This window comes from Methylophaga thiooxydans DMS010, from assembly GCF_000156355.1.
GTDB lineage: Bacteria > Pseudomonadota > Gammaproteobacteria > Nitrosococcales > Methylophagaceae > Methylophaga > Methylophaga thiooxydans.
Map to the genome: position 1 here is coordinate 1 of NZ_GG657906.1, position 14,558 is coordinate 14,558.

Here is a 14,558-nt window from a genome sequence, read left to right on the forward strand (position 1 = left end):
ATTCAACACTCTATCGAAACGCTTCGACCGTTTTGTTACTGAATCTGAAAACCGTGCCACATTAAGAGAGTTTGATATTGATTCTGTTCAACAACAGGTTTCGGAACTAAAGGCTCAGGAAAAAGGTGCCAATTGGGCTAATTCTAAACTTAGCCCGTTTAAACAGAATAAATTTCCTACCATATCTAAAGCCTTGTCTAGCATGATCAAGACACGGAGTAATCAACTTATAATTACCGTGAAAGCTACTGTGCAAGAGGTTGAAGCTATTGAGGCTGCTCAAAATGTAACCCTTGAAAGGCCTCATTATGTTGAACGTCCTGTTGCTGAAATTGCTGGCTTAGAGGCTTTGTATGATGAGAACGACATCAGAGAGTTGGTGGTTATTCAGCTTGAAAGCAATCTCAATCAATTGAGAGATGCCGATATAAATCAGCTCAGTTATCAAGATTTAGAGAAATGGGCGAAGTGGGTTAGAGAGGTTGACTCTTTAGTCAGTAAAGCCACACAAATCATTCTCTTTGCCAGAGTGTTTCTCACTAGAGAGAACTTAAAACCACTTGATCGTTTAGGTGGCAGTTATGATGAATCTTCTGCATTTACTTCTTATATAAAGCAGCTTAAATAGATCATTAATTACCTATAGTTAGTTTGGAGTTTGTTATGTCTGGTTTTGTTTCTGTTGAGGTCGAAGGGAAGCTCTATGAGTCTGAGTACCATGAAGTTGGTGGTGTGGTTCGGGTTTATGGTGATCTAGGTGACCCTCATAAGCCAGAGGTCGAGTTCACCACTCTTGGAGGTATGAAGCCAGACCAAGTCGCTAGGATTTTGCTGAGACGTTTGGTTAAGCGAGGAGTAGTTTCGCCAACTGACGATTAAACTACAGATCGCAATTCATGTGGCGAGAGATCGCAATTCATGTGGCGGCCTACAATGGAGTTGTTCAGCAAGGTGCCTGGTGTCTATTTTGCCCGTTATAACCAAGGCATCATCAACACCGATATTGGTATCCGAGGCTTTGCTGCTGAGGGCAGCACACCACATGCAAAGCTCTTGATTGATGGGATTCCAGCCAATTTGCATAACGGCTACAGCGAAATGGATCAATTGTTTCCCGCGAATATTGATTCGGTGCAAGTGTTCAAAGGCAATAGTGACCCACGTTATGGCTTACATAATGTTGCCGGTAATTATACGATTAATACCCGAACTGATCTTGCCCGTGAGGTTGAGCTAACCTACGGCAGTTTCAATGCCAAAGAAGTACAGGCCTACGCAGGGGAGCAGACAGGTAATCTGCAACATAGTTACTTTATCGGCTATCGTGAAGCCGATGGCTACCGGGATAATGAGCAACTGGAAAAGATCAGTGCCTCCGGTCGCTGGTTCTATGATTTCAGTGATGACACCCGTATTGGTTTTATTGCTCGTGTCGCAGAATATGACGCCGATGCCGCCGGCTACCTGTCTCGCGAAGAAGCGCGCAAACACCCGACCCGTTCGGCGGACTATGCGCGCCTAGATGGTGGCGATAAACAGACTCAATCGTTCAGTCTGCACTTCGATCATGCCTTCAGTGACCAGTTGGACTGGTCAGTCAAAAGCTATTTCAATCATTACGAGCGTGAGCGCTGGGTACGCTACAGCGAAGCCTCAGATTTGCAAAACCGCTATGATGATCAGGACCACTATGGTGTTATTTCGACCCTGAATTGGCAGGTTCATCCTGACTGGGAAATTCAGTGGGGTGTGGATGCTGAGCGCCAGGATGTCATAGAACAACGCTTTGGTACGGTGGGTTTCCAGCGTCAGCGCGATAGCAGTGCGGTCGGCAGGGACTACGATTATCGATTTGTCAGCTATGGCAGCTACCTGCAAGTGAGTCATATGCCGGTGGATTGGCTGGCCTGGAATGTTGCACTGAGAGGCGATCGAATCCGTGGTGAGTTCACCTCTACCGATAGTGCCGGTCAGCAGGAACAACGCAATATCTACGACTTTGGCACCATTGTTCAGCCGAAAGCTAACCTGTTTTTATACCCCACTGATGATGTGACCTTATTCGTGAACGTGGGCCGTAGCTTTCAGCACCCACTTGGTTCTGCTGCCTACACCACAGGCAATACTAGTGCTCGTGATGTTTCACTCAACGATGGCTGGGAAGCCGGGGTGAAATGGCGCCTCTTCGATGCGCTGCAACTGCGTGCTTCCTACTGGGAGCAAAAAGCCAGCGATGAGTTTGTGATGGTCGACGGTGTGCCGAGAAATGTCGGTGAAACACTGCGGGAAGGTATCGATCTCGGATTTGACTGGGATCTGACTGAGAAACTGACGCTGTGGGGTAATATTGCCGGTGTCGATACCGAAATTCAGGCCGACGGGGCGAATAAAGGTAACGAACTGCGCAGCATTCCAGACTACACGGCATCATTGGGGCTGAGTTACTTGATCCTGCCCGAATTAACCTGGCGTGTACATCTGGACTCACAAAGTGGTTCCTATGTGAACGAAGAAAATATTGGTGGTCAGTACGGCCATTACAATCTCGTGAATACCAGCCTCGATTACCTGACGGATTGGGGCAATATCAACTTACAGGTTAATAACCTATTCAACGAGTATTACGAATATGTCTATGACCTAGGGGCGGCGAATACAGTGGACACAATTCACTCGCCGGGTAATGGCATCAATGCGAGTGTTTCTGTCGCCTACCACTTCTAGGAATTGCCATGATTTTTTCGATAGCCAGGCATGAACTGGTCACACTATGGCGGCAGCGTACCCTGAAAATACTGTTGCCGATGATGACGTTGCTGACCTTGCTGGTGGCAGTTAATCACTGGCAACAGCAACAGGATTTTATTGAAGTTCAGCAGCAATGGCAGCAGCTGAACAATGAAAAATGGGAAGCTCAGCCGGATCGCCATCCACATCGGGTGGCACATTATGGTTCGATGGCCTTTCGTGTGATCTCGCCGCTGAGCTTTCTTGATGCAGGGGTCAATCCTTATGTCGGTAATGTTCTGTTTCTGGAGGCACATCGACAGAACAGCAGCCAGTTTAAACAATACCTCAGCAGTCAGAACTATATGCAACTTGGTTCCATGACGGCATCAACGCTGATTTTGCTTATCTGGCCGTTGGTAATGATTGCGCTTGCTTATCGTACGGTCAGTGGTGAACGCCAGCAGGGTACGCTGCGTCAGGTGCTGTCACTCGGCGTATCATTTCGGCAACTGTTACTGGGTAAAGCATTGGCCTATATGCTTGTCACTTTAGTGTTTCTAGGGCTTGTGTTTGGCATTGCCGCGGTATTTTTGAGTCAGGCAGTGCTAGACACCGATATTATCCAGCGTTTCTTCTGGTTGTTTGCTCTCTATGGTCTTTACTGTGCTATCTGGGTAGAGATCATTCTACTCGTTTCATCCCTGACCACTGGAAACAATCAGAGTCTCTCTGCGTTACTTCTGGTGTGGTTACTGATAACGATTATTGTGCCTAAACTGATGTCAAGCTCTGCCGACTGGCTCTATCCATTGCCGGATAGAGCGGTATTTGATATCAGAACCGCTCAGGCGATTGCCCAAATTGGTGACTCACATAATCCGGATGACCCTCACTTTGATGCCTTCAGGCAGCAGACGCTCGATCAGTATGGTGTTGAGCATGTTGAAGACTTGCCAGTTAATTGGCGAGGCCTGGTTATGCAGGAAGGTGAACGTATTACCAGTGAGGCATTTGAAGCGGTCTATGCCGATGTGAGTCGAAGTATTGAAGATCAGCGTCGCTGGGTCATGTGGGGATCGTTATTGAGTCCATATATCTTGAGTCGATCGCTGTCCGGCAGTCTTGCATTAACCAGCTCTGATCATGTCCAGCGCTATGAAATGGCGGCAGAACGCTATCGTTATAGCTTGATTCAATCTCTGAATACACTGCATGCCGAAGATATTGACCTGGCTCACGACCGGGAACAAAAAGTGTCACAGGAATACTGGGCGCAGTTGGCTGATTTTGAATATCAGCCACCACCATTAAAAGCTGACTGGGCGACGATGAGGCAGTCAGTCATCGTATTTAGCTTGTGGCTTTTTGCTGTGTTTTCAGTGTTAATGTTTATTCGCCCCAGGATGACAGCATCATGAGACGCTATCTACTTGAATTGAAACTTTTCTGGGCAAATCGATTTAACCGGTGGTTGCTGATTGCTTACTTTGTGGCCGCGCTGGCGGCCATTGTTATGGGAAACAATGCTTATAAGCATGAGCTCAGTCTTGTTGCAATGGCAGAGGATGACTATCAACAATCATTGCTAGATTACCGTGATAAGCATGATGCCGGCGAACTTAAGCCGGGTTATATGGGCTATTACCTGTTTCATCCTGTGGCACAGACGCCATCTGTCTGGACGACTTTGTTTCGGGGCGAGCGAGATGAATCCCCCAGTCACCTCAGAGTGCGGTTGCTGGGTTTGCAGACACAGCTTAATGCCTCAGATCCTGTCAACGCAGACACGCTATTGAGTGGGCAGTTTGATTTGGCTTTTGTCTGGCTGTTTTTGATGCCATTACTGATTGCCGCGATGGGAGTGAATGTACTGGCCGATGAAAAAAGCAGTGGTCGATGGTCGATGCTGTTGTCGCAGGTGGCACAGGGGCGAACGATCATTAATCGTAAACTGGCAATGCCGGCACTGATCTTGGCTGCGGTTAATATTATGATCCTTGCCTTAGCGGTTGTTCTGACTGACCTTCACTTAAGTTGGGCACTGGTCGGGGTAACGGTACTGGTCTTGCTCTATCAGTTGTGCTGGTGGCTAATTTGTCGCTGGATTGTCATGCTCGATCGCAGTGCTAGCTTTAATTATCTCGCTTTTCTCAGTATCTGGCTTTTTTTCAGCTTTGTGATTCCCGGTTTGTCGTATTTGTATCAGGTTAAGCAACAAAAGCCTGGCGCTGATGCGGCCATTGTTTTTGAGCAACGTCAGTATATGAATGACAGTTGGGACAGAGATAAATACGCCGATTTTGCCGATTTCCTAGAACGGTTTCCTACTTGGAGTGATACAGCGCCACTCGGGGATGAGTTTGATTGGCGATGGTATTACGCTATGCAGCACATGAGTGATGTTGTTGTGGCAGACCATGTTCAGCAACGTGTTGCCAGTAAAAAGGCAAGTTATGAACAAGGTGTACTGTTTTCTTGGTTCTCACCGGTAATGAGTCTTCAGTACGGTCTTAACCGCCTTGCTGATGCTGATACAACGGCATACCTCAATTTTATAGAGCAGGTCAGTGATTATCATCGTCAGCTGGAAGATTTCTTATGGTCGTTTTTGTTCTTTAATAAACCGTTTGAGAAAATCGACTTTGAGCATATGCCCGACTTTAGTTATGAAAGCGACCCCAAGCCGTGGATGGACGCTACTTTGTTAAAACTACTGTTGATTATGGGCGTTTTCGTCGCGCTGAACTTGAATAGTGTGAGAAGAGCGGCATGGTGGTAACCTCCTACAAAAGAAGATTTCTATGACTGTTATTTGTTTGAAAAATGCCCGTGTTTATGACCCTCTACAAGAAGCAGATGGCGAGGTCATGACGTTGTGGATTGAGGATGATCGTATCATCCGCGAGCCCACAGCTGAGATAAAAAAGAAAGCGACGGTGTATGAGCTTGATGGCGCTGTCACAATGGCTGGGGCGCTAGATATTCACAGCCACATTGCTGGTGGCAACGTCAACACTGCACGACTGATGTTGCCCGAGGCGCATCGCAGCCACCTTGAGCGTAATAACAAAACACCATTTGCCAATGCGAAATGGTCATCATTTGAAACCGGTTATCGCTATACAGAAATGGGCTACAGCATGGTAGTCGAGCCTGCGATGTTACCGGTCAATGCCCCTCAGGTGCATGCAGAACTGGCTGATATTCCCATTATTGACACTGCGGCGCTGGCTGTTCTGGGAAGTGATGATTTTCTGGTCAGATTACTGCGGGCCAATGCCAGTCAGGCACAAATTAATGACTATGTCAGTTGGACCATGAATGTGACCAAAGCATTGGGTCTTAAAGTCATCAACGCTGGTGGGGCGCAGGCCTTTAAAAAAGGGGCGGTTACGTTAGGTTTGGATGATATAGTGCCGGATTACGGCATTTCTTCACGCACGTTGTTACAGCGACTGCAAACTGCCGTGGTGCAGACCGGCCTGCCACACCCCGTTCATGTGCATTGCAATAATCTTGGTACACCGGGCAATATTCAGACGATTGTCGATACTATGGAAGCCGCACAGGGGCTACCGATGCACTTGGCGCATGTGCAGTTTTATGGCTATGGCGATGAGGGAAAGTATGGTTTTTCCTCATCGGCAGCAAAACTGATGGAGGCCTTCAACCGTCATCCCAACATCACCATGGATGTGGGGCAGGTATTGTTTGGACAGACTGTGACACTATCGGGCGATGTAATGGCTCAGTTTGCTCGCCGGTATGATGCCTCTCCGCAGAAGTGGCATGTTTGGCAGGCGGAAAATGAGGGGAGTGGCGGCATAGTCCCGTATCACTATAAAGCAGCCAGTTTCGTGAACGGACTTCAGTGGGCAATCGGTCTGGAGATATTCCTATTGTGTGATGATCCGTGGCGATTGTTTTTTACAACTGATCATCCTAATGGTGCGCCATTCACCCGCTATCCCGATCTGCTCAGACTGTTGATGGATTATGACTATAGGATGGACTGTCTCTCCAACCTGCACCCTGATATTGCCGAGATGACATTACTGGCTGGGATAAAACGCGAATACAGTCTTTATGAGGTAGCTGTGATGACCCGTGCAGCGCCTGCGAAATTACTGGGCCAGAGTGATCGAGGCCACCTGAAACCCGGAGCCAGAGCCGATATCGCTGTTTATCGTGAGAATGCGGATAAAGCCGCTATGTTCCGTCGTGCTGAGAAAGTGTTTAAGAATGGGCAACTGGTAGTGGATAAGGGCACGATTACAACGACAGCGAGTGGTAATACAGTGGCACTTAATGTGGGTTATGACAGCGGTATTGAGCGCCATATACAGACCTATTTTGATCGCTTTTACAGTCTTCGCCTTAGTAACTATGGTGTGACAAGCAACGCCGAGCAGTTTGAGAAACGGTTTCAAACACATAAAGTCAGCGGCGCTTTTTCAAGTTAACGTCACGGAGATTTTTTAATCCATTTTTAGTGATATGATACATCATAAATTTTGAGGTGCTAATGAAAGATAAAATGGCGGTGTTAATTTCCGGGCTCTGTCTGGTTCATTGTTTCCTGCCACCTGTGATAATCAGCGTGGGTATGATGAGCTTTGCTGGCAACATTCTGGAGTCAGAATGGGTACATATTGCCCTTTTATGTCCCGTTGTCGTGTTGGCAGTATTGAGCCTACCTTCTGCTTATCGTCGCCATCGGACACGCTGGCCAATGGTACTGGCTGTATTGGGTATCACCGGATTTTGTAGTGCGTTCTTACTACCGGAATCCATGGAGCTATGGATTACCGTTATGGCCGCCGGATTGATGATCCTTGCGCATGTCTGGAACAGAGTACTGTTACAGCGCAGTCCGATTATAATGGCCTCACCGCAGGTTTTGGCTCGTGTGGTTAAATAACAAGCAGGAGAAACGTATGATTATGCAAGCGGCCAATAACACATTTGCAGTCTGTTTCTTAAGTGCTCTTTTTAGTCTCGGTTCTATTCCGGCTGTGCTGGCAGCAGAAGATCACCATGAACACCATCAGGTCTCAGCTGAGGCGCATGTTCACGGAAAGGCAGAGCTCAATATCGTAATGCAGGAGCAGACAATACTGATTGAGTTCATCTCACCACTGGAGAATTTGCTGGGCTTTGAACACGCACCGGCCAACACTGAGCAAGAGCATGCCTACGACGCGTTAGTGCATAATTTGTTTGATTATCAATCCTTGTTTAGCCTCATTGATGTTCGCTGTGAACAGACAGGGCAGCATATTGAAGCGCCCTTTAATGAAACGCAGAATGCCCATGCTGAATGGCATGGTGAATATCATCTAAGCTGCACTGAAATCGGGGACGCCGCGAGTCTTAAACCAAAGCTGTTTTCAGCTTATCCAGGGGTGGAGTCACTGTCGATTCAGTTAATTTCAGAGCATGGCCAGTCACAACTCATTGCAACCAAAGATAGTGATGCTATACCGCTTCATTGATAATCAATGCTTGGCTCCGGCTAGTCCTGTCGATTTATGAGTAAAACCCAAACCTTCAGTATTCAGAATGCGTTACCGACCACGGTGATTACAGGCTTTCTTGGCGTCGGCAAAACGTCGGCAATACAACACTTGCTGAGTTATAAACCAGCCTCTGAACGCTGGGCGGTATTGATTAATGAATTTGGCAAAGTGGGTATTGACCGTCAGATTCTTAGTAGCACAGCAGGTCAGCAAGGCAATGTCGAAATTCGTGAGGTCGCTGGTGGCTGTATGTGCTGCTCTGCGGGCTTGCCAATGCAGGTTGCCCTTAATCAGTTGCTGAGAAGCAAGAAACTGGACCGGTTATTGATAGAACCCAGCGGTCTGGGCCATCCTGAAGAAGTAATAGCCTCGCTGGCCGGCCCTAACTATCGAGGTCTGCTGGATATCCGTTCTACGTTGACGATGGTTGATGCCAGACATTTTAAAGATCGGCGTTATACCGAGCATCCGGTGTTTTTACAGCAACTACATATTGCCGATATGCTGGTGGTGAACAAAACTGATTTGTCTCAACTCAGTGACATCAAGCAGATGGAAAAAACCTTGATGGCTTTGCACCTAGGTGAACTGCCAATCAAGTACTGTGAGCAAGGCAAGCTTGATCTTGACTGGTTGTCGGCACCGGCTAAATTTGATCGGGCAACATGGGCGAATCCCCCCAAGGTCGTTCAGCTAGAATCTGCCGAAACACCGTTAACCGATAGCGGGTTTTTAAGAGAAACTCAGCAATTGGACGGCTGGCACAGCTGTGGCTGGCGCTTCGATAACGACTGGCTATTCAATTCAGCCCGTCTGCTTGAATGGTGCCATACGCAAAATCCAGACAGACTCAAAGCCGTGATAAACACCTCTGACGGCAGGCTCATCATCAACTGGGTGGAAGGTCAGTTAAGCTATCAAAATACGCAGTCAAGTATCGATGAGAGTCGCTTGGAAATGCTGTTTCAAAACAAGCCCGATGCGGACGAAATGGAGCGACTATTATTTCAATGCCGCTGTCATTATTCTTCGGTATAGGGTTCGATAGTATCTACCGTCATGCTGTAGGCAGATTGCGCTACATCATTCTCAGTAAAGGTCGTTTTTATCGTACCTTGTAGCCAGTATGCATTGTAAATATCTTCAACCAGAATACCTTGCTCCGAGGTGACATAAATAATCTGATTGGGTGGCGGAGGCGGTAAGTGAATACAGGCACCGAAGTAAGGCACCAGAAAAAACTGCGTCACTTGCTGCTGGTCATTCATTTCTATGGGTACAATAAAGCCGGGCAAACGAATCGCCTTGTCATCATATGCGGCAACCACATCGGTCGATGATAGGGCTCGTTGATAAGCATCATCAGGCAAGGTGGATTGCTCCAACGCGCTGAGCATTTTGTCACTCAGTGCATCCTCGAGACTGCCGTCTTCGATTTCATTGATATATGCCGGTGGATTTTCCAATGCTTTTAGATCTTTTTCCGGCAGCAGATCAACCCAGTTAATTCGCTGATACGATGCAGCCTGAGCCACCCCTGATGTGATCAGAATGCATAGAAAAAAAACATGACGGATTAAAACAGCAATATTGATTAGCATACACGACTCATTATTTTCTTGATATGTTGTATCATTCAGCATGATTGTACATGAATCGACAAGGTATATATGTTCGTTATTAACGATCTGAAGTTCCACTATCCGGATGATGACAACGATCTGCTTAACATCCCTCACTGGCAGGTGGCTGCCGGTGAATCTGTCTTTCTTTCAGCTCCCTCCGGGACAGGTAAATCGACGCTGGTGAACTTATTGGCCGGCATCATTACACCGCAGCACGGAACCATTCGCGTGATGGATAGCGTGATTAATCACTTATCCTCGCGCCAGCGAGACGCATTTCGTGCGCGTCATATTGGTATGGTGTTTCAGCAGTTTAATTTAATTCCTTACCTGAGTGTGATGGATAATATCCGTCTTGCCAGTCGATTCTCCGATATGAGCAGGGCTGAAGCGGACGAGCGAAGTCACACGCTGTTGCAAATGCTCGGTCTCACCACATTAGATGCGACACGCCAGGCAGAGCAGCTCAGTGTGGGACAGCAGCAACGGGTGGCGATTGTCCGAGCACTGGTCAATGAGCCGGCACTGTTGTTAGTGGATGAACCAACTTCTGCACTGGATGCGGCGCATCGGGATCAGTTTATTGGTTTATTGATGCAGCAACTAGACACTTCCCGCACTAGTTTGGTTTTTGTGAGTCATGACAGCAGTTTGAAACACCATTTCAGCCGTCATGTGCATATAGGACAGCTCCAACATGATGCTGATTAAACTTGCTTGGCACAGCTTAGGGTCTCGTCTGGGCACCGTGCTGCTGACCATTATGATGATGAGCGTAAGTATCTTAGTACTGCTCAGTGTGGAAAATATTCGTCATCAGGCCAAGGAGAGTTTTCAACAAAGCGTGTCTGATGTCGATTTAATCGTCGGGCCTAGAACGGGACAGATCAATCTTCTGTTGTATTCTATTTTTCATATTGGGGTGCCGACGCACAACCTGAGTTGGGATAGCTACCAAATGTTGCAGCAACAACCGGAAGTTGACTGGACCATCCCGTTGTCATTGGGGGATTCACATCAGGGTTATCGTGTGGTGGGTAGCGAGCAACAGTTATTTGAACATTTTCGCTATCGTGCTGATCATTCTCTGGAGTTTGCTTCAGGTAACGCATTTAATGAGACCTATGATGCTGTAGTGGGGGCTGAAGTTGCTGCCAGTTTAGGTTATCAAACCGGGAATGCGATTGTCTTGGCACATGGTATCGCCGATACCAGTTTCAGTCGGCATGATAACCACCCGTTTCAAATAAGTGGCATTTTAAAGCCCACAGGTACGCCAATTGATCGTTCTGTGTTTATCAGTCTGACTGGTCTGGAAGCGATGCATGCCGACTTTCCCGGTGCCAATACTGCTCCTGATTTAACCCCACAATCGGTTACTGCCGTGCTGGTGGGGCTGACATCCAAAATTAAAACGTTCTCACTGCAACGGGAAATCAATACCTATTCCGCAGAAGCCCTGCAAGCAATTCTTCCCGGTGTGGCGCTAAGTAGTCTATGGTCGATGCTAAGTGGTGTGGAGCAGACGCTCTGGGTCATTTCCTTACTGGTTTTGCTGGGAGCATTGATCGGCATGGTTAATGTGCTTTTATTATCCATGCGTGAAAGACGTCATGAACTCGCTGTCTTGAGAGCGCTGGGCTACCACCCCAGCTTTTTATTTGCTTTGCTGCAGTTGGAAGCGATACTCATCACCGCATCTTCAATCATAGTGGCATTACTGGCATTGTCGGCTGGTGATATGTGGCTACGCGAATGGTTGTTATCCCAGTTTGGTTTGTTTCTTGCCGATTCTCTGCTGCAAGCTGGAACTTGGCGTTTAGTCGGCGGCATTATGCTGGCAGCTATTCTTTCAGCGTTGTTGCCTGCCGTGAATGCTTACCGGCAAGGTTTGGGGACACAACTACGTTAGTTAATGGCTGGTGTAACACGATAAACATTACCTGAGTCAGTCCCAAGTATTAAAGCCCCGTGAGGCGCTTCGATAACATTTCTGATACGACTAGATAGACTGTTTAGCAGGCGTTGTTCATCGATAGCTTGGTTCTGATCATCAAGTGTAATGATATTTAAATGTTGAAGTTTTAACGCGCCGGCAAGTAACTTGCCATGCCACTCTTTAAATAGTGTGCCCTGATATTGAATCAGGCTGCTTGGCGCTATCGATGGGTCATACATTTGCACGGGTTGCTCCATGCCTTTTCGTTTTGTACCTTCACCGACTTGTAAAGGTGCCCAATATTCTTTGCCATAAGAAATGACCGGCCATCCGTAGTTTTTACCGGCCTGCACTAGATTAATTTCATCGCCACCACGCGGACCATGTTCAATCGCCCATAACTGGCCAGTTTGTTGGTTAAAAAACAAGCCTTGGGGGTTACGGTGGCCATAACTCCATATTTCCGGCAGCACATTAGCTTGGCCTCTGAACGGGTTGTCATCGGGGACTGTGCCATCAAGATTGAGCCTGAGTATGCTTCCGGCATGATTACTTCGGTTTTGAGCATTATCACGTTCGCCCCGATCGCCAATGGCCAAGAAGACATGACCGTTATTATCAAAGCTGATACGTCCACCAAAGTGAACTTTGTTGTCGGTGCGCGACTGCGTAACGAGCAGGTCCTGCCAGTTAACGAGTTGCTTATCCTGCAGTTTGGCACGAGATAAGGTGGTTGCGCCCTGACCATCTATCTCTTTGTTATAACTGAAATAAAGCCAACCATTGTTGGCGTAGTCAGGTGACAGTTGGACATCAAACAGACCACCTTGACCACTGACCAGAACATCTTCAGGTAAACCCATGATGTTAGTGATTTTTCCTGAGTCAGGATTAAGATGACTCAGCGTATTATTACGTTGTGTGATGAGGAGACTGTTATCTGGCAGGACAGCCATACCCCAAGGAATGGATAAGCCCTTGGCGAGTTGTTCAACATGCAGATCGTTATCACCATTGATTTCAGCCTGAACAAAAAATGGCATTATCAACGCCAGCAGCAGACCGTTAAAAGTCAAAAATCGCATCACCACTCCTTGTCGAATTATTTCTTTATGAACTACATGACAGCATCGAGCAGCCTGGTTTGTTGCGTGCCCAATCCGGGCGTTTGGCCGCATATTGCTCATACTCGGGCTGCTCGTCGTAGGGATGCCGCATCACATCCAGTAACTCATTGACTAAAGAATGATCCCCTTGTTCCGACTTGTCGATGGCTAGTTGCGATAAGTAGTTACGTAAAATATATTTTGGATTGACGCGATTCATCTTGGTTTTACGGCTTCGATCGTCAACACCATCCTCTTTCACGCGAGTTAAATAACTTCTGATCCACGCAGCAATATCCTGCTTATCTGATTGACTCAGGCTCTCGGGGGCATAAAAAGCGGGTAAAAGTGGTTGCAGCAGGGTGCCATCATCCTGATCGATATCAGTGACCTTAATATTCGCCAACAGGCGATAAAAAATCGTCATATCGGTTTCACTGAGTTGCATGACTTTGTTGAGCTGCTGGTGTAACTCTTCATCATCTGCCTTGAACTCGGCCAGCCCCAATTTATCGGCACGCATTTGTTGCCACTTATCGGTATAAACCGTGACGTAATCATTGAGAATGTTGCGTAATGCCTCAGCATCATCGATGAGCGGATAAATGGCATTCGCCATTTGCAACAAATTCCATTGGGCAATTTGTGGCTGTGCGCCAAAACGATAGCGTTTACCAACTGCATCGGTTGTATTGGGGGTCCAATTTGGGTCGTAGTCATCAATCCAGCCGTAGGGGCCATAATCAATGGTCAAGCCTAAAACAGACGTGTTGTCGGTGTTAAAGACGCCATGTACAAAGCCGACGCGCATCCAGTCGGTCACCATTGTCGCGGTACGTTCACAAATTTCGCGAAACCAAGCAAGGTAGGTTTCTTTACTGGGGGCACCCAAGTGGGGAAAGTCTGTTTCGATGGTGTAATTGACTAATTGTGTGAGTGTGTCGATATCGCCACGCGAGGTGAAAATCTCAAAACTGCCCAATCGTAAGAAAGAAGGTGCAACACGACAGACAACGGCACCTGGTTCAGCTTCAGGCCGGCCATCGTAAAACATGTCTCGCATGACGTTTTCACCCGTGGTGACGATACTTAAGGCTCGCGTTGTGGGAATACCCAAGTGATACATCGCTTCACTGCATAAAAATTCACGAACGGATGAACGTAAGACAGCTAAGCCATCAGCGGTACGAGAATAAGGCGTCTCACCAGCCCCTTTGAGTTGCAGACAAAAGCGTTTGCCTTGTTGATTTATCACCTCACCAAGGTTGATTGCACGCCCGTCGCCCAGCTGACCAGCCCAATTACCGAATTGATGTCCACCGTAGCATTGTGCATGCGGTGCCATACCGTCCAATAGCAGATTACCTGCAAAAACTTGAGCGAACTGCTCACTTTGGCAAATTGATTCATCCAAATCTAATTCAGTTGCCATTTCAGCAGAAAATGCGACCAGTTGCGGCGCGCTGACTTGCCGTGGTTTAACATAGGAAAAGCAGGCACCAAGGACCTGACGACGATGATTATCGGTTTCTGGATCAGCAGGTAGCTCCCGAACGAATTTATTGTCGAAGTGAAAGTCGATAGGTGAGCTTGTGACAGTTGCGGTATTTGCTATATGTTTAGTCATAACGTCATTCTA

At 47.4% G+C, this 14,558-nt stretch carries 14 protein-coding genes; 11 read left to right on the forward strand and 3 right to left on the reverse strand.

From position 1 onward, the window contains the following. The 9 genes from MDMS009_RS16370 to MDMS009_RS13825 form a co-directional block, all read left to right on the forward strand. Positions 1-628, forward strand: a 628-nt coding sequence (locus MDMS009_RS16370; protein ID WP_008292037.1) for a hypothetical protein, incomplete at its 5' end; no start/stop codon positions are given. 35 nt (positions 629-663) lie between these two features. Next, positions 664-879: a hypothetical protein gene (locus MDMS009_RS13790; RefSeq protein WP_008290137.1), complete on the forward strand. Its 216-nt coding sequence runs from the start codon at positions 664-666 to the stop codon at positions 877-879. A gap of 54 nt (positions 880-933) precedes the next feature. Continuing rightward, positions 934-2,724 (forward strand): TonB-dependent receptor, encoded by a 1,791-nt coding sequence (locus tag MDMS009_RS13795; protein ID WP_008292120.1) that lies wholly within the window; start codon positions 934-936, stop codon positions 2,722-2,724. Positions 2,725-2,732: 8 nt separating this feature from the next. Beyond that, complete coding sequence (locus MDMS009_RS13800; protein WP_043888386.1) at positions 2,733-4,148, forward strand: ABC transporter permease; 1,416 nt, start codon at positions 2,733-2,735, stop codon at positions 4,146-4,148. Further along, positions 4,145-5,509, forward strand: a complete 1,365-nt coding sequence (locus tag MDMS009_RS13805; RefSeq protein WP_008292092.1) for a DUF3526 domain-containing protein — start codon at positions 4,145-4,147, stop codon at positions 5,507-5,509. Before MDMS009_RS13800 ends, MDMS009_RS13805 begins: the two co-directional genes overlap by 4 nt. A 22-nt stretch (positions 5,510-5,531) precedes the next feature. Beyond that, a complete protein-coding gene (locus MDMS009_RS13810; protein WP_008292111.1) occupies positions 5,532-7,193 on the forward strand; it encodes a formylmethanofuran dehydrogenase subunit A in 1,662 nt (553 codons plus the stop codon). A gap of 62 nt (positions 7,194-7,255) precedes the next feature. Further along, a complete protein-coding gene (locus MDMS009_RS13815) occupies positions 7,256-7,651 on the forward strand; it encodes a MerC domain-containing protein (protein ID WP_008292242.1) in 396 nt (131 codons plus the stop codon). A 16-nt stretch (positions 7,652-7,667) separates the two neighbouring features. Then, on the forward strand, positions 7,668-8,225 hold the full coding sequence (locus MDMS009_RS15930; RefSeq protein ID WP_008292060.1) for a ZrgA family zinc uptake protein: 558 nt from the start codon (positions 7,668-7,670) through the stop codon (positions 8,223-8,225). Positions 8,226-8,261: 36 nt separating this feature from the next. Then, the gene (locus MDMS009_RS13825; protein WP_008292192.1) at positions 8,262-9,287 is read left to right on the forward strand and encodes a CobW family GTP-binding protein; all 1,026 of its coding nucleotides are present in this window, start codon (positions 8,262-8,264) and stop codon (positions 9,285-9,287) included. Here MDMS009_RS13825 and MDMS009_RS13830 read toward each other — a convergent pair. Beyond that, positions 9,272-9,850: a DUF3299 domain-containing protein gene (locus MDMS009_RS13830; RefSeq protein ID WP_052298178.1), complete on the reverse strand. Its 579-nt coding sequence runs from the start codon at positions 9,848-9,850 to the stop codon at positions 9,272-9,274. The two genes, MDMS009_RS13825 and MDMS009_RS13830, sit on opposite strands and share 16 nt — an antisense overlap. A 69-nt stretch (positions 9,851-9,919) precedes the next feature. Here MDMS009_RS13830 and MDMS009_RS13835 point away from each other — a divergent pair, with 69 nt between their 5' ends. Together MDMS009_RS13835 and MDMS009_RS13840 are read left to right on the forward strand one after the other, a co-directional pair. After that, entirely contained in the window at positions 9,920-10,585 is a 666-nt protein-coding gene (locus MDMS009_RS13835; RefSeq protein WP_008292211.1) for an ABC transporter ATP-binding protein, read from the forward strand. Continuing rightward, positions 10,572-11,786 (forward strand): ABC transporter permease, encoded by a 1,215-nt coding sequence (locus MDMS009_RS13840; RefSeq protein WP_237700533.1) that lies wholly within the window; start codon positions 10,572-10,574, stop codon positions 11,784-11,786. Before MDMS009_RS13835 ends, MDMS009_RS13840 begins: the two co-directional genes overlap by 14 nt. Here the strand turns inward: MDMS009_RS13840 and MDMS009_RS13845 are convergent. Both MDMS009_RS13845 and MDMS009_RS13850 read right to left on the reverse strand, forming a co-directional pair. Continuing rightward, positions 11,783-12,898 carry a PQQ-dependent sugar dehydrogenase gene (locus MDMS009_RS13845; RefSeq protein ID WP_008292198.1) on the reverse strand — a complete coding sequence of 372 codons (1,116 nt, stop codon included), beginning with the start codon at positions 12,896-12,898 and terminating at the stop codon, positions 11,783-11,785. The two genes, MDMS009_RS13840 and MDMS009_RS13845, sit on opposite strands and share 4 nt — an antisense overlap. Positions 12,899-12,923: 25 nt before the next feature. Next, complete coding sequence (locus MDMS009_RS13850) at positions 12,924-14,546, reverse strand: protein adenylyltransferase SelO (protein ID WP_008292087.1); 1,623 nt, start codon at positions 14,544-14,546, stop codon at positions 12,924-12,926. Between the last annotated feature and the right edge of the window lie 12 nt (positions 14,547-14,558).